The organism is Microbispora sp. NBC_01389, assembly GCF_045040095.1.
GTDB lineage: Bacteria > Actinomycetota > Actinomycetes > Streptosporangiales > Streptosporangiaceae > Microbispora.
The window spans coordinates 2,760,441-2,775,822 of sequence record NZ_CP109552.1 but is presented as its reverse complement, the minus strand read 5'-3'; the positions used below and the strand labels follow the sequence as shown (position 1 = coordinate 2,775,822).

17 protein-coding genes are annotated in these 15,382 nt (G+C 70.7%); 8 read left to right on the top strand and 9 right to left on the bottom strand.

The annotated features are described in order from the left end of the window. Positions 1-30: 30 nt before the first annotated feature. The gene (locus OG344_RS12565) at positions 31-1,212 is read left to right on the top strand and encodes a zinc-dependent alcohol dehydrogenase (protein ID WP_405088373.1); all 1,182 of its coding nucleotides are present in this window, start codon (positions 31-33) and stop codon (positions 1,210-1,212) included. Here the strand turns inward: OG344_RS12565 and OG344_RS12560 are convergent. The 5 genes from OG344_RS12560 to glnII all read right to left on the bottom strand — a co-directional run bounded on the left by OG344_RS12560 (position 1,202) and on the right by glnII (position 5,829). Next, entirely contained in the window at positions 1,202-2,029 is an 828-nt protein-coding gene (locus OG344_RS12560; protein ID WP_405088372.1) for a metal ABC transporter permease, read from the bottom strand. The genes OG344_RS12565 and OG344_RS12560 overlap by 11 nt on opposite strands. After that, positions 2,026-2,925, bottom strand: coding sequence for a metal ABC transporter permease (locus tag OG344_RS12555; protein ID WP_405088371.1), 900 nt, complete (start codon positions 2,923-2,925; stop codon positions 2,026-2,028). Before OG344_RS12555 ends, OG344_RS12560 begins: the two co-directional genes overlap by 4 nt. Before the next feature lie 13 nt (positions 2,926-2,938). After that, complete coding sequence (locus OG344_RS12550) at positions 2,939-3,700, bottom strand: metal ABC transporter ATP-binding protein (protein ID WP_111697344.1); 762 nt, start codon at positions 3,698-3,700, stop codon at positions 2,939-2,941. Further along, entirely contained in the window at positions 3,697-4,644 is a 948-nt protein-coding gene (locus OG344_RS12545; protein ID WP_405088370.1) for a metal ABC transporter substrate-binding protein, read from the bottom strand. Before OG344_RS12545 ends, OG344_RS12550 begins: the two co-directional genes overlap by 4 nt. A gap of 171 nt (positions 4,645-4,815) precedes the next feature. Next, positions 4,816-5,829 (bottom strand): glutamine synthetase, encoded by a 1,014-nt coding sequence (gene glnII, locus OG344_RS12540; protein ID WP_405088369.1) that lies wholly within the window; start codon positions 5,827-5,829, stop codon positions 4,816-4,818. Between the two features lie 222 nt (positions 5,830-6,051). Between glnII and OG344_RS12535 the strand changes: the two genes are divergently transcribed. Then, complete coding sequence (locus OG344_RS12535) at positions 6,052-6,699, top strand: hypothetical protein (protein ID WP_405088368.1); 648 nt, start codon at positions 6,052-6,054, stop codon at positions 6,697-6,699. A 58-nt stretch (positions 6,700-6,757) separates the two neighbouring features. On the opposite strand, the gene OG344_RS12530 is transcribed toward OG344_RS12535, so the two are convergent. Continuing rightward, complete coding sequence (locus OG344_RS12530; protein WP_405088367.1) at positions 6,758-7,558, bottom strand: DUF72 domain-containing protein; 801 nt, start codon at positions 7,556-7,558, stop codon at positions 6,758-6,760. Positions 7,559-7,750: 192 nt separating this feature from the next. Between OG344_RS12530 and OG344_RS12525 the strand changes: the two genes are divergently transcribed. From OG344_RS12525 to OG344_RS12510, 4 genes are all read left to right on the top strand, one after another. Then, positions 7,751-8,629: a sugar kinase gene (locus OG344_RS12525; RefSeq protein WP_405088366.1), complete on the top strand. Its 879-nt coding sequence runs from the start codon at positions 7,751-7,753 to the stop codon at positions 8,627-8,629. Between the two features lie 61 nt (positions 8,630-8,690). Next, the gene (locus tag OG344_RS12520) at positions 8,691-9,497 is read left to right on the top strand and encodes an SAM-dependent methyltransferase (RefSeq protein ID WP_327049376.1); all 807 of its coding nucleotides are present in this window, start codon (positions 8,691-8,693) and stop codon (positions 9,495-9,497) included. 102 nt (positions 9,498-9,599) lie between these two features. Continuing rightward, positions 9,600-10,523 carry a phosphotransferase gene (locus tag OG344_RS12515; RefSeq protein WP_405088365.1) on the top strand — a complete coding sequence of 308 codons (924 nt, stop codon included), beginning with the start codon at positions 9,600-9,602 and terminating at the stop codon, positions 10,521-10,523. Positions 10,524-10,534: 11 nt separating this feature from the next. Beyond that, the gene (locus OG344_RS12510; protein ID WP_327049374.1) at positions 10,535-12,082 is read left to right on the top strand and encodes an amino acid permease; all 1,548 of its coding nucleotides are present in this window, start codon (positions 10,535-10,537) and stop codon (positions 12,080-12,082) included. Positions 12,083-12,091: 9 nt separating this feature from the next. Here the strand turns inward: OG344_RS12510 and OG344_RS12505 are convergent, their stop codons facing one another. Further along, a complete protein-coding gene (locus tag OG344_RS12505) occupies positions 12,092-12,556 on the bottom strand; it encodes a tetratricopeptide repeat protein (RefSeq protein ID WP_405088364.1) in 465 nt (154 codons plus the stop codon). Positions 12,557-12,831: 275 nt separating this feature from the next. On the opposite strand from OG344_RS12505, the gene OG344_RS12500 reads away from it, so the two are divergent. Continuing rightward, a complete protein-coding gene (locus OG344_RS12500) occupies positions 12,832-13,500 on the top strand; it encodes a hypothetical protein (RefSeq protein WP_405088363.1) in 669 nt (222 codons plus the stop codon). A gap of 59 nt (positions 13,501-13,559) precedes the next feature. Here the strand turns inward: OG344_RS12500 and lipB are convergent, their stop codons facing one another. Both lipB and OG344_RS12490 read right to left on the bottom strand, forming a co-directional pair. After that, entirely contained in the window at positions 13,560-14,198 is a 639-nt protein-coding gene (lipB, locus tag OG344_RS12495) for a lipoyl(octanoyl) transferase LipB (protein ID WP_405088362.1), read from the bottom strand. An 86-nt stretch (positions 14,199-14,284) separates the two neighbouring features. Next, positions 14,285-14,500, bottom strand: a complete 216-nt coding sequence (locus OG344_RS12490) for a PspC domain-containing protein (protein ID WP_405088361.1) — start codon at positions 14,498-14,500, stop codon at positions 14,285-14,287. Between the two features lie 184 nt (positions 14,501-14,684). Between OG344_RS12490 and OG344_RS12485 the strand changes: the two genes are divergently transcribed. Continuing rightward, positions 14,685-15,263: a hypothetical protein gene (locus tag OG344_RS12485; protein WP_327049369.1), complete on the top strand. Its 579-nt coding sequence runs from the start codon at positions 14,685-14,687 to the stop codon at positions 15,261-15,263. Positions 15,264-15,382: the final 119 nt, after the last annotated feature.

Here is a 15,382-nt window from a genome sequence, read left to right as displayed (position 1 = left end):
GACATCCAGGCCCTTCTGGAAGGGGAAACCATGAAGGCACTCACCTGGCACGGCAAGCGCGACGTGCGGGTGGAGGAGGTCCCGGACCCGGCGATCAAGGAACCGACCGACGCGATCATCCGGGTCACCACGACCGCCATCTGCGGCTCCGACCTCCACCTGTACGAGGTGCTCGGCCCGTTCATCGGGGAGGGCGACATCCTCGGCCACGAGCCGATGGGGATCGTGGAGGAGGTCGGCGCGGGGGTCACTCACATCGCCCCCGGCGACCGCGTCGTGATCCCGTTCAACATCTCGTGCGGCCATTGCCACATGTGCGACCGGGCGTTGTTCGCCCAGTGCGAGACCACCCAGGTCCGCGAGTACGACACCGGAGCCGCGCTGTTCGGCTACACCAAGCTGTACGGCGAGGTGCCCGGCGGCCAGGCGGAGTATCTCCGCGTGCCGCAGGCCCATTTCGGGCCGATCAAGGTGCCGGAGGGGCCGCCGGACGAGAGGTTCGTCTACCTCTCCGACGTGCTGCCCACCTCGTGGCAGGCGGTCGAGTGGGCGGAGATCCCCGGCGGCGGCAGCGTCACGGTCTTCGGCCTCGGCCCGATCGGGCAGATGTCGGCCCGCATCGCGCGCCACCGCGGTTACCGGGTGATCGCCGTGGACCTCGTGCCCGAGCGACTGGAGATGGCCCGCAGGCACGGCATCGAGGTGATCGACGCGAACGACGCCGACGACGTGCCCGAGGCGGTCCGGTCGATGACCGGCGGCCGGGGCACCGACTCGGTCATCGACGCGGTCGGCATGGAGGCGCACGGCTACACCGTCGGCAAGTTCGCCCAGACGGTCACCGGGATGCTGCCCGACAAGGCGGCCGCCGCGATGATGACCCGGGCCGGCCTCGACCGGCTCGCCGCCCTGCAGGACGCCATCGAGACCGTGCGGCGCGGCGGCACGATCTCGATCAGCGGCGTGTACGGCGGGATGACCGATCCCCTGCCGATGCTGCGGATGTTCGACAAGGGGATCGCGCTGCGGATGGGCCAGGCCCACGTCAAGCGGTGGATCGACGACCTCATGCCGCTCGTGACCGACGACGCCGACCCGCTGGGGGTCGAGGACCTGGCGACCCACCGCCTGCCGCTCGACCAGGCGCCGCACGGATACGAGATCTTCCAGAAGAAGGAGGACGGCGCCGTCAAGGTCCTGCTCACGCCCTGACCGGCACGGCCCGTCTCGTCCGTCCGCGTACGGCGGTCGCGAGGAAGACCGCCCCGAACACCAGGCCGACGAGCAGGGCGATCGACGCCCCGGTCGCGACGTTCCACACCGTGGAGACCCACACGCCCGCCAGCGCGCAGGCGACCCCGATCGCCGCGGCGATCGGGAACAGCAGCGCGATCCTGTCGCTGAGCAGGCGTGCGGTCGCGGCCGGGCCGACGATCAGCGCGACGGCGAGGATCGTCCCGAGGGCGGGCACGGTGGCGACGACGGTCACCTCGACGACCGCCAGCAGGGCGAAGTCGAGCAGCACGGTGGGCAGCCCGAGCGCCGCGGCGCCCACCGGGTCGAAGGCCGCGAGCAGCAGTTCCTTGCCCACCAGGGCCAGCAGGACCAGCACGCCGACCGTGACGGCGACGGTCGCCGCGAGGTCGCCCGTGCTCACCGCGAGGACGTCGCCCACCGTGTACGCCGCGAGGTCGCGGGTGAACCCGTCCTGCGACGACACCAGCACGACCCCCAGGCCGAAGCCGCCCGACAGGGCGATGCCGGTCGCCGTGGTGAAGTCCTGCCCGCGGCCCCGGCTGAAGACCAGGACGGCGGCGACGACCAGCAGCCCGAACAGCCCCCCGCCGAGATAGAGGTTCACCCCGAGCATGGCGGCGACCACGATGCCCGGGAACGTCGCGTGGGTGAGGGCCATCGTGAAGAACGGCAGCCGCCGGGCGACGACGAAGACGCCGGTCACCCCGCCGAGCACACCGACCAGGACCGCCTCGACGAGGGCCCGGTGGACGGTGGAGTCCAACCAGTTCATGCCGCCTCCAGGACGTCGAGATCCTCGGACGCGGTGCGGCGGGCGGCCTGACCGAGCTTCGCACGCCGGCGGGCGAACGCGGCGGCGTGGGCCAGGCCGTACAACCCGACCAGGACGAGCACCACGGTGGCCCCGGAGGCGAGCCGGAGGCCGTACCCGATCGAGGCCTCGTAGCTCGCGACCAGCCCGAGCCATCCGGCGGCGGCGCCGAGGAGCGCGGCGAGCGGCACGATGATTACGAGCCGGTCCGACAGGGCGCGGGCCGTCGCGGCCGGCACGACCAGCAGCGCGATCACGAGGATCGTGCCGACCGCCTTGACGGCGGCCACGACGACCAGGGCGACCGCGACGTTGACCACGAGGTCGAGCAGGCCGACGCGGATCCCGGCCGCGCGGGCGCCCACGGGGTCGAAGGCGCGCAGCAGCAGCGGCCGCCGCAGCACCGCCAGCAGCGCCACGACCAGCGCCGTCACGACGGCGGTCTGCACGAGCTGCTCCTCGGTGACGGTGAGCACCCGGCCGAACAGGAACGCGGTGAGGTCGGAGGTGAACCCCGTCTGCCGCGACACCAGCACGACGCCGACCGCGAACAGCGTGGTCAGCAGCACGGCGAGCGCGGCGTCCTCGCTCACCCTGCGGCGGGCGGTGAGCAGCGTGAGCAGGACCGCCGTGACCACCCCGGCGGCGAGCGCGCCCCAGAAGACGCCGCCGTCCCCCGCCATGATGTGGCCGATGACCACCCCGGGGAAGACGGTGTGCGTCAGAGTGTCGCTGACGAAGGCCAGGCGGCGCAGCAGCACCAGCACGCCGACGGTGCCCGCGAGCGCGCCGAGGACGACCAGCTCGGCCAGCGCCCGCGCCATGAACGGAAGCTGGAACGGCTCGAAGAAGATCATGACCGTGCCGCCCTCACGTCTGGGTGACGATCACGCGGTCGCCGCGCAGTTCGAGCGCGTGCCCGCCGTACGTCGCGCGCAGCCGCTCGGGCGTCAGTACGTCACCGGTCGGGCCGAAGCCGAACTGGTGCCGGTTGAGCAGGCACACCTCGTCGCAGGCGAGGTGCGCGATGGCGAGGTCGTGGGTGCTGACGACGACCGAGGCGCCCTGCTCCTTCAGCGAGCCGATCGCCTCCAGCAGCGCGTGCTGGCTGACCGCGTCGACGCCGTTGAACGGCTCGTCGAGCAGCAGCATCCGGGGCCCGGCGGCGATGGCCCGGGCCAGCAGCACCCGCTGGCGCTGCCCGCCCGACAGCGTGCCGAACCGGTCGCGGGCCCGCGCGGCCAGCCCGACCCGCTCCAGGGCCCCGGCGACCTCGGCCCGGTCGGCGGCGGAGGGACGGCGCAGCCAGCCGATCCGGCGGTAGCGGCCCATCATCACCACCTGCTCGACCGAGACCGGGAAGTCGGGGTCGAGCGTGTCGGCCTGCGGCACGTACGCGACGTCGCGGCGGGCCTGCGCCGGGGTCGTGCCCAGCACCTCGATCCGGCCGCGGACGACCGGGACCAGCCCGAGCAGCGCCTTGATCAGCGTCGACTTGCCCGCGCCGTTCGGGCCGATCAGCGCCACGGCCTCGCCCTCGTGGACGACGCCGTCCAGTTCCTCCAGGACGGGGACGTCGCCGTAGGCCACGCTCGCCCGGTCGATCACCAGGGTCGGCGCGCGCTCACTCATGTGGACGTCCCCCTCAACGCGTTGACGATGGTGTCGGTATTGTGCTCCTCCATCTGGAGATAGGTCGCACCGGCCGACCCCTCGGGGCCGAGCGAGTCGCCGTACAACGCGTCCTCGCCGGCCACGACCGTCACCCCGGCCTCACGGCCGATCGCCTCGGCGGTCTTGGGCGGCAGCGACGCCTCCGAGAAGATCGCCGCCGTCCCGGTCGCCCTGATCTCGGCGACGAGATCGGCGACCTGCTTGGCCGACAGCTCGGCGGAGGTGTCGAAGCTCGGGATGATCGACCCGACGAAGGTCAGCTTGTAGCGATCGAGGTAGTAGCCGAAGGCGTCGTGGTTCGTCACCAGCTTGCGCCGGTCGGCCGGGATCGAGCCGATCTTCCGGGCGATGTCGGCGTCGAGCGCGTCCAGCTTCGCGTCGTACGCCGCCAGGTTGGCCTGGTAGGCGGCGGCGTCGCCCGGATCGGCGGCGGCGAAGGCCCTGCCGATCGTGGCGGCCATCGTCTTGACGTTCAGCGGGTTGTGCCAGATGTGCGGATCGCCCGAGCCCTCCTCCGCCGAGCCGTCGCCCCCGCGGACGGGCACGCCCCGCGAGGCGTCGACCACCGGGCCGTCGAAGCCGGCCGCCCGGATCGTGTCGTCGAGCCACTTCTCCAGGCCGACGCCGTTCTTCACGAGCACATCGGCCTCCGCGATGGCCCGCATGTCGGCGGGCGACGGCTCGTAGTCGTGCGGATCGACGTTCGGCCGGAGCAACTGGTGGACGGCGACCCGGTCACCGCCGAGGTTGCGGGCGAAGTCGGCGACCTGGGTGGTGGTCGCGACCACCTTCAGCGGCAGCGACGGATCATCGGGGGTCGCGGGCTCCGCGCCGCCGCACCCCGCGGCGAACAGGACGAGCAGCGCGGCGGACGACAGGGTTCGGGCAAGCGGCGAGAGCACGACAGATCCTCAAGTCGGCGTATCAGGGGAGACATCCCACTCAACTGTCCCGCAAATGAAAATCATTGTCAACGTGGTACAACTCGGCGCCCAGTGGCGCCCCGCCCGGAAAACACTTACGGCCCCCGGGTGACCCGGGAGCCGTACGGAAAGACGTGCTGAGGCGCGGGCTCAGACCTGGCCGGCCTTCTCCAGGGCGGAGCAGCAGGCGTCGGTCATCAGGCGGGTGACCAGGTAGGGGTCGACGTTGGCGTTGGGACGCCGGTCCTCGATGTAGCCCTTCTTGTCCACCTCGACCTGCCACGGGATGCGGACCGAGGCGCCGCGGTCGGAGACGCCGTAGCTGAACTTGTCCCACGAAGCGGTCTCGTGGTGGCCGGTCAGCCGGTCCTCGATGCCGTGGCCGTAGTGCTTGACGTGCTCCACCGCGTGGTCGGCCAGGGCCTCGCAGGCGGTGATGATCGGCTCGTAGCCCTCACGCATGGCCTTGGTGGAGAAGTTGGTGTGCGCGCCGGCGCCGTTCCAGTCGCCCTTGACCGGCTTGGGGTCGAGCGTGGCGGCGACGTCGAACTCCTCGGCGGTGCGGTAGAGCAGCCAGCGGGCGACCCACATGTGGTCGCCGACCTCCAGCGGACCCCCCGGGCCCACCTGGAACTCCCACTGGCCGGGCATGACCTCGGCGTTGATGCCGGAGATCTTCAGGCCGGCGGCGAGGCAGCGGTCGAGGTGCAGCTCGACGATGTCGCGGCCGAAGACCTCGTCGGCGCCGACGCCGCAGTAGTAGCCGCCCTGCGGGGCCGGGAAGCCGCCCAGCGGGAAGCCGAGCGGGCGGCCCTCCTTGAAGAAGGTGTACTCCTGCTCGATGCCGAACCACGGCTCCTGCTCGGCGAACCGCTCGTCCACCTCGGCGAGCGCGGCGCGGGTGTTGGTGGCGTGCGGAGTCATGTCGGTGTGCAGGACCTCGCACATGACCAGCACGTGGTCGCCGCCGCGGATCGGGTCCGGACAGGTGAAGACGGGCTTGAGCACCAGGTCGGAGGCGTGACCGGTGGCCTGGTTGGTGCTGGACCCGTCGAAGCCCCACAGCCCCGGCTCGGCGCCGTCGGCGAGGACCTTCGTCTTGGAACGGAGCTTCGCGGTCGGCTCCGTGCCGTCGATCCAGATGTACTCGGCCTTGTAGGTCACGTCGATCCCTTTCGAAGCGAGGCGGCCTGGCGTTCGTCCGCCACGCTTGAGAGTGCCGTTCTGGCATTTCGTAACCTTTGCCCGTTTGTAACCAGGGTGTTAACGCCTGTTCTTTGCTTGACAAACCGCTGCCCCGTTGTGACCGGGAGCACATGATCCGCGCCTTTGGGGGCAGACAGAGACCGTCCACGAATCACACACCGCACCAGGGAGTGAGGGCAGATGGTCTTACTGGGCCTGCTTCTGGTTTTGGTCGCGGCGGCGGCGGTGATCGAGGTGTCGGTCAACGACACCGCGAACACCCTGCCGGTCACGATCCTTGACCGCACCTTCAACCTCAGCCCGTTCGAGTTCTTCATCGCCGGCGTGGTGACCGCCGCCGTGTTCGTCGTCGGTCTGATGCTCATCACCGGCGGCCTGCGCCGCGGGGCCGTCAGGCGCCGCCGGGCGCGCGAGGCGCGCCTCGCCGAGCGGGACCGCGTGTCCCGCCTGGAGGCCGAGAAGCGCGAGCTGGAGCGCCGTCTCCAGTCGTCTCCCACCGCCGTGGCCGAGGCCGAGCGGGACGGCGTGGCTCCGGTCACCGCGGCCTACCCCAAGGTCGACCGGGATCGGGACGGCGTCGACGACAGAGCCGAGGACCGTGCCGCCGAGCGCGCTGCCGAGCGCGCTGCCGACCGTGCCGAGATCCGCGCCGAGATCCGCGCCGAGGACCGGGCGGGGGACCGGGCGGGGGACCGGGCGGGGGACCGGGCGGGGGACAGGACCGAGCGGGAGGACACCGCACCGCACCGCTTCTCCGTGCCCCGGCAGTCGTCGCCGGACCAGCTGGTCGCGGGTGGCCGGCACGCCTCCGACGACCGGCGCGCCTGAACGGCGCGCCCGCCCAGGCGTGCCCGGGAGGCGGCCCGCCCCCTTATAGGACACACACCTATGAGGGGGCGGGCTGCAGCCGGTTCCGCGACCGGTGGGCCTCGCCGCCCAGACTCGCCGGCGGCCGCACCCGGGTCACCTCCCGCCCCCGCGCGCACGCGATCTCCGCGAAGGTGACGGCGTTGCGTACGGCGGCTCCGCCCGGGTCGTTGTTGAAGTAGACGTAGGCGTCCGGCACGTCGCCCAGCCGGTCGATCCAGCTGCGCAGCGCACGCCGCCCGTACGCCGGCCAGGGGTCGGCCCGGCCCTCGTGGAAGCGCAGGTAGACCCAGCTCGTGGTGCGCCAAAGGGGCCCCGCCGGCCGTCCGAGCCGGTCGGCCCAGCACAGGGCGGCCCCGAACTCCGTCAGCAGGTCGCGGACCTCGGCGGTCCACCACGAGGCGTGCCGCGGCTCCACCGCGACCCGCACCGAGGACGGGAACCGGGCCAGGCAGGCCCGCAGCCGTACGGCGTCGGCCCGCAGGGTCGGCGGCAACTGGAGCAGGATGGGCCCCAGCTTGGGGCCGAGGCCCTCGGCCACGCCCATCAGCCGCTCCACCGGCTCCTCCGGGTCCTTCAGCCGCTTGATGTGGGTGAGGAAGCGGCTGGCCTTGACCGCCATGACGAAGTCCGGCGGGGTGCGCTCCCGCCACGACTCGAACGTCTCCCGCTTCGGCAGCCGGTAGAAGGCGTTGTTGTTCTCGACCGTGGCGAAGATCTCGCCGTACCTCTCCAGCCACAGCCGCTGCGGCACTCCCCCGTAGACGAGGTCGCGCCAGTCGGCGTACTGCCATCCGGAGGTCCCCACCAGCACGGGCATGCCCGGTTCCTACCCCGCGAACGGCATAGATCGCAGATCCCGGGCAGCCGGACGACCTCAAGGCGTTCTGCCAGGCCGCCGTGGACGCGTTCGGCGGCTGAGCCCGCGTACGACGCGGGATCGTTCCAGAACTCTTTCCGAGCGGATCACGGTCTGCCATGCTTTTCCGGTGCTACCCCGTGGACACACTGCATGACCGAGGTATTCACGCTCGGAGAGGCGCTGGCCGTCGTCTCGGCCGACCGGCTGCGTCATGACGCGGGCACCCGCCTCGACGTGGAGGGGCCCGAGCTGACGACGGCTGTCGGCCTGGCCCGGCTCGACCACTCGGTGAGCTGGCTGGGCCGGGTCAGCGCCGACGAACTCGGCGTCCGCACGCTGACCGTCCTGCGCGGCGAGGGCGTGGACGTCTCGGCCGTACGGGCCGACCCGACGGCCTCCACCGGTCTCGTCGTACGCCAGCGGCGCATCGGCCGGTCGTCGCACGCGGCGTACTACCGCGGCGGGTCGGCGGGCTCGCGCCTGACGACCGGCGACGTGCCCGGCGAGGCCGTCCAGTCGGCCCGGATCCTCCACGTCACCGGCGTCACCGTCGGGCTGAGCGGCTACGCCTACAGCGCCGTCCACCACGCGGCGAAACTCGCCAAGGACGCCGGCGTGCTCGTCTCCGTCGACGTCAACCACCGCCCGCACCTGTGGGACAGCGTGGAGGAGGCGCGGCAGGGCCTGACCGAGCTGGCCGCCTGCGCCGACGTGCTCTTCGCGACCCAGGACGAGCTCGGGCTCGTGGAGCCGGCGCTCGCGTCGGTCCCCGAGCTGGTCGTGACCCGGGGCGCCAAGGGCGCCAGCGCCACCGTGGAGGGCCTGCGTTACGACACCCAGGCGGCCCCGGTGACGTCCGTCGACCCCGCTGAGGTCGGCGGCGCGTTCGTGGCGGGCTACCTCAGCGCGATCCTCGACGGGCTCCACCCCTCTGAGCGGCTCAAACGCGGCATCTCCGTGGCCGCTTTCGCCGTGGCCAGCCCCAGCTCGTGGCAGGGCCTCCCCACCCGCGGCGAGCTTCCCCCGTAAAGGTCCGCAATATCCTGATCAAGCCCGGTACCATCCGTGATGTACGACGAGGAGGGGTGCCGTGGACGAGCAGAGGGCACCGGCGGGCGTGGATCCGTTCGCACCCAGCGTCGCTCGGATGTACGACTACTACCTGGGCGGCAAGGACAACTTCGCGGTGGACCGCGAGGCCGCCCAGAAGATCATCGAGATCCTGCCCAACCTTCCGGACATCGCCCGGGAGAACCGCGAGTTCCTGATCCGGACCGTGCGATACCTCTCCCGGCAGGGCATCCGGCAGTTCCTCGACATCGGCGCCGGGCTGCCCACGCAGCGCAACGTCCACCAGGTCGCCCAGGAACTGGCTCCCGAGTCGCGCGTCGTCTACGTGGACAACGACCCCGTCGTCCTGGTCCACGCCCGGGCGATCCTCGCCGAGAACGAGCGGGTGATCGCGGTCGGCGCGGACCTGCGGGACCCCGAGGCGCTCCTGGCCGATCCGGAGGTCCGCGCGCACCTCGACTTCTCCGAGCCGCTCGCCGTCCTCCTGCTCGGGGTGCTGCACTTCGTCCCCGACGACGACGAGGCCCTGAAGATCGTCCATGCGCTCCGGGCCCCGCTGGCGCCGGGCGGCTACCTCGTGGTCTCGCACGGCTCGCTCGGCGAGCTGAGCGAGGGTCAGGAGGAGGAGGGCCGGAAGGTCTTCAGCCGCACCTCCGTCCCCGGCACCACCTCCCGGTCACGGGAGCAGGTCCTCGCCTTCTTCGACGGCCTCGACCTGGTCGAGCCGGGGGTGGTGCCGCTGCAGGACTGGCGGCCCGTCGCCGAATACCTCTCCGTACGGGAGGGCAAGGCGGGCGCGCTCGGCGGCGTCGGCCGCGTGCGCTGACCCGTATGAGGGACGCGGGACGTTGCGACATTGGTACCGTCCCGTAACACCCCGCCCGGAGAATCAGAGCAATGGTCTGAAAGCAGACCAAAGGAGCCGGGCATGCCAGATCCTGTCGGTGACGTGCGCGATGTCGTCACGGGCTGGGCGGGACGCCCGTTGACCTTCACTCCGATCACGGGCGGGCTCAGCCACCACGTCGCCAGGATCGACAGCGACGACGGCGACCGCTGGATCCTGCGGGTGCTCGATCCGCGCATCACCGAGGCGGGCCTCGGCATCCCGCTCGACCAGGAGATCGCCAACACGGTCGCCGCGGCGGCGGCCGGGGTCGGCCCCCGGGTCGTGCACGTGCTGCCGGGCGCCCTCGTGCTGGAGTACGTCGAGGGCGTCACCCTCGACGTCCCGGCCGTGGCGGCGCGGATCGAGGAGGTGGCGGCCGCCTGCCGCCGCCTGCACGCCGGGCCCCGGTTCGGCAACGACTTCTCCATCTTCGGCACGCTCCGGGACTATCTGGCCCGGTGCCGGGCCCACGGTCTGGCGCTGCCGGCCGGGTTCGACGACGTGCTGCCGCCGGCGTACGACATCGAGGCGGCACTCGCCCGCCGCCCGCTGCCGTCCGTTCCCTGCCACAACGACCTGATCTGCGGCAACCTCATCGCCACGAGCGGCGGCGTCCGCATCGTGGACTACCAGCTGTCCGGCAACAACGACCCCTGCTTCGAACTGGGCGACATCGCCGCCGAGGCCGGTTTCGACCCCGGCCAGGTCGTACGGCTCACGCGGGCCTACTTCGGCGACGACGAGCACGCCCCCCGCGTACGACTGAACCTGATCATGGCCAACCTCACCTGGGCGCTGTGGTTCGTCGTCCACCAGGGGCTGGTCCGCGACCGCGCCCTGCCCGCCCTGGACTACGACGCGGAGGCGGCGGAGAAGTTCGCCCGCGCCGTACGGGACCTGGCGGACCCAAGTTTCGGCCGGCTGATCGACGGGGTCACCGGCCGGATGTCCCGCACCTGTTAGAGGAGGCCTCAATGGCGCACGCCCTCGACGACGACGCCCGACGACTCGCGGAACTCGGCTACAAGCAGGAGCTGGCCCGCACCTGGAGCGGGTTCTCCAACTTCGCGATCTCCTTCTCCATCATCTCGATCCTGGCCGGCTGCTTCACCACCTTCAGCCAGGCCTGGAACAACGGCGGACCCCTGGCGATCTCCGTCGGCTGGCCGCTGATCTCGGCGTTCATCCTGATCATCGGCTTCTGCATGGCCGAGCTGGTCTCCGCCTATCCCACGGCGGGCGGCATCTACTGGTGGGCCGCCAAGCTCGGCAGGCCGGTCCACGGCTGGTTCACCGGCTGGTTGAACCTGATCGGGCTGATCGCGGTCACGGCGTCGGTCGACTACGGCTGCGCGACGTTCCTCAACATCGTGGTCGGCCGGTTCAGCGACTCCTGGGCGAACGGCAACGCGCTGCACCATACCTTCCTGCTGTTCGCGATCGTCCTGGTGCTGCACGCCCTCATCAACATCTTCAGCCACCGGCTGATCTCGCTGCTGCAGAACATCTCGGTGTGGTGGCACGTGTTCGGCGCGGCGGCCGTCGTGCTGATCCTGGTCTTCGGCCCGTCGAAGCACCAGAGCGTGGGCTTCCTGTTCGAGACGTTCAACCACTCCGGCTTCGGCAGCGGCGACTCCGGGCCCGCCTTCTGGCTGTACGTGCTGCCGCTGGGCTTCCTGCTCACGCAGTACACGATCACCGGCTTCGACGCCTGCGCGCACGTGTCGGAGGAGACGCACGGCGCGGCCCGCGCGGCGGCCAAGGGCCTGTGGCAGTCGATCTTCTACTCCGCGATCGGCGGCTGGATCCTGCTGCTGGCGTTCCTGTTCGCGGCGACGAACGTGGAGGCCGTCGACGCCGAGGGCGGCTTCGTCGGGGCCATCTTCACCTCGTCGCTGTCGTCCACCCTCGCCACCGTCGTCTTCGGCATCTCCACGATCGGGCAGTTCTTCTGCGGGATGAGCTGCGTGACCTCGATGTCCCGGATGACCTACGCGTTCTCCCGCGACGGCGCGGTGCCGGGCTGGCGGCTGTGGTCGAAGATCGACCGCAACCGCACGCCGGTGAACGCGATCATCGGCGGCTGCGCCGTCGCGCTGCTGATCACGCTCCCCGCGTTGTACGCCCCCGAGGGCTCCGCGACGCCGGTGGCGTTCCTGGCCGTGGTGTCCATCGCGGTCATCGGGCTCTACCTCGCGTTCCTCATCCCGATCTGGCTGCGGCTGCGCGCGGGCGACGCCTTCCAGACCGGCCCGTGGACGCTGGGCCGCAAATACAAGGCGCTCTGCTGGATCGCGGTGATCGAGATCGCGATCATCTCGGTCTACTTCGTCCTGCCCATCTCACCCGCGGGCGTGCCCGGGGACGCCGGTTTCACCTGGACGTCGGTCAACTACGCCCCCATCGCCGTGGGCGCCGTGCTCGTCGGCATCGCCCTGTGGTGGCGCCTGTCGGCCAGGCACTGGTTCACCGGCCCGCGCCGCACCGTCGACGACGTGGACCAGCCCGAGCCGGTCGCCTGATCCCGGCTGTCAGGTGGCCTCGCCCAGCCGTTCGGCCAGCCGGTCCAGGCCGCCCCTGATGAGCCGCCCGTATCCGTCGTCGCCAAGCGCGCCGATCCCGGCCCGCGCCTGCCGGAGGTGCTCCCGGGCGCGGCCGAGATCGCCCAGCTTGCGATAGCACTCGGCCAGGTTCAGGTGCAACGACGGATACAGGCCGGCCACCGAGAGCGGCACGCCGGCCGCGGCCACCCGGTCGTCGGTGACGAGATCGGCGGCGGCGAGCGCCCGCAGATCCCACATCAGCTCGTCCTGCACGTCGTCCTGCACGTCGGCCATCGAGTGGGCCAGGACGCAGACATGCAGCGGGTCGCCCTGCTCACCACCAATGTCACCCCAGATCCGCGCGAACAGGTCACGAGCGGCGTCACGCTGACCCTGGCCGTGATGCAACTCCACCGCCTCACCGATCCGGGTCATCGTCGGGTCGGTGGTCATGGGCGGCACCTCTCACCATCGCGAACGATCGCGGCCAGCCTACTTGCCGGATGTGCCGCAACGACCTTCGAGTTCGGACCGGCCGAGTATCGCGAATACGCCTGTTCCCTCAGGTCGCAAGGCTTACTCTCTGGCTACGGGATCGTGTCCAGCCCGGAAAAGGCCGTGCCCCGGGCGGCATGCTGTGCAGAGGCGGACCCGGGGCTTACATCTTCAAGTTACCACCTCACGGTCTGACCGAACCTGGTCTGGCCGAACCCGCCGTGGAGGAACCTGTGGACGCCGAACTGCCGCAGTGGATGCGGCGGGCGATCTCCCAGCCACGCCTCGCCCCCTACCTGCGCAGTTGCGGGGCGGACGCCGCTCAGGCCGAGCGTCTCTACTACTGGAATCTGGAGGCCGCGGCCGCTTTCTACGGCCCGCTGCACTTCCTTGAGATCTGTCTGCGCAATGCCTTCCATCAGGCTCTCACCACCAGGTTCGGCAGGCCCGACTGGTGGGAACCGGCGCTGTTGACCCCGCACTGCGGGCGCCAGGTCCGTAAAGCAGCAGACCACGCCGCCGCCAACGTCGGCCAGCGTCGTCCCGTCATTCCTGATGATGTCGTCGCGGAGCTGACCTTCGGCTTCTGGGTTTCTCTGATCAGCCGCCGCTACGACCGGCACCTGTGGGTCCCGGCGCTGCACACAGCTTTTCGCGACTGCCCCGAAACACGCCGCGACCTGCATGACGGCCTGCTGTCCCTCGTCCTGTTCCGTAACCGGATCATGCACCACGAGCCCGTCCACACTCGTGATCTCGCCGCCGACTACGCCAAGCTCTGCCGCATGCTCGGCTATTTCGAACCCGAGGCCGCCGGACTGCTCCCGCGCATGGACCGAGTCGCTGAGGCGCTGTCCCGCCGCGCGGACGTCTGCGCGGGTGTGCTCGCTCCCCGTCTGTAGCAGGCTCAGGGCTCAGGTACGGCCCGGGGCTCCTGGCCGCAGGTCACGAGGGCCGGAGCTCAGGAGGATTCGAAGGCGGTGGCGACGGCTCGGCGGGTCTCCTCCATGGAGGCCCGGCCGAGCTCGTGGGCGACCGACGTCATCTCCACATCCGGCATCCCGCAGGGGATCGCGAGGTTCCACGGCGTGAGGTCGCCCTCCACGTTGAGGGCGAAGCCGTGGCTCGTGACCGACCGGCTCGCCCGCATGCCGATGGACACGATCTTGCGGCCGGTGGCCCTGGTCCACACGCCGGTCAGCAGTTCCGACCCCGGTGGGGTGTCGCGCCGCTCGGCGGCGACGCCGAGCGCGGCGAGGGCCTCCACCAAACGCAGCTCGACCTCGCGGATGTAGTCGACCACGCCCTCGCCGGTGGCCAGCTTCACGACCAGGTAGCCCACGAGCTGCCCGGGGCCGTGATAGGTGAGCTGGCCGCCGCGGCCGGTCGGCACCACGGGGATGCCGGCCGCCGGGTCGGGGAGGTGGGACTCCAGGGTGCGCTTGCCGGCGGTGAAGACCGGCGGATGACTCAGCAGCCACAGTGTGTCGGGCCGCGCGTCGTCCTGCCGTTCCTCGACCAGGGCGGCCATGCGTTCCATGGCCTTCTCGTAGTCGACCAGGTCGTCCTGGACCAGCGTCAGGGGCCGTCGCCGCATCATCGCTCACCTCTCCCGATGCGAGCATATTCCGATGTGAGCATTATTCCGATGTGAGCTACAGACGCGCCCGCGCGGCCCCGCGCCGCCTACCTGCGGCCGTACGAGTAGCCGTACCCCGGTGCGGACGCGGCCGGGGCCTTGGGGAAGATCACCCACATGATGATGTAGGCCACGAACTGGGGGCCGGGCAGCAGGCACGACAACAGGAACAGCACGCGGACGACGGTCGGCGAGATGCCCCACCGCTCCGCGAGCCCGCCGCAGACTCCGGCGATCATCTTGTGCTGTCTCGATCGGTACATCGTCGATTTCCTTTCGTCATCCGGTACAACGGACCGCTCTACAGATCACGTTCCGCCAGGGACCCTGATAAAACCCTGACCATCCCTGAGCCGTCCCTGAATCGGCGATTCGGGGGTCAGCACCGGTGATCTTCTCGCCGCAGGGGGCATATAGGGAGCCAAAAGACCGTCGTGGGAGTTACACATGGACATAGCGACCCTGCAGGGGCAGACCCGGCTGTACCTGCGGCAGAAGATCACCATGATGGTGAACAGGTACGTCGTCCATGTGGCCGGTCCCGGCGGTTCCGAGGGCGAGCTGGTCGGCTTCGCCGAGCAGAAGCGGATGGCGCTCAAGGAGCAGGTGACGCTCTACACCGACGAGTCGCGCGAGACGGTCCTCGCCGGTTTCAAGGCGCGCAAGGTGCTCGACATCGCCGGGGAGTACGACGTCGTGGACCACGCCGGAGCCTCGATCGGCACCTTCCGGAAGAACTTCGGCCAGTCGCTGCTCCGCTCGACCTGGCATCTCCAGCAGCCCGGCCTGCCGACGCTGACCGGCCACGAGCGGAACTTCGTGGTCGCGCTGCTCCGTCGCTTCGCCGACTCGCTGGAGTGGCTGCCGTACCACTTCGACTTCAGCATCGGCGCCTCGATCGCGTTCTCCGTCGACCGCCGCTGGGGCCTGCGCGACCGGTACGCCATCGAGATCCACGACCCGCGCCTCGACCGCCGCCTGGTCATCGCCATGGCCGTGGCCCTCGACGCGCTCCAGGCCAGGTGAGGGAATCACCGGAACGACCGCGACTGTTATAGTGGGCGGGTAACCGTATGGTTCTGGCTCCGTTCGAGCCCATACGCGCACCGCACATCTTCCGTCGGCGGCCGGCCGACCCGAGACCT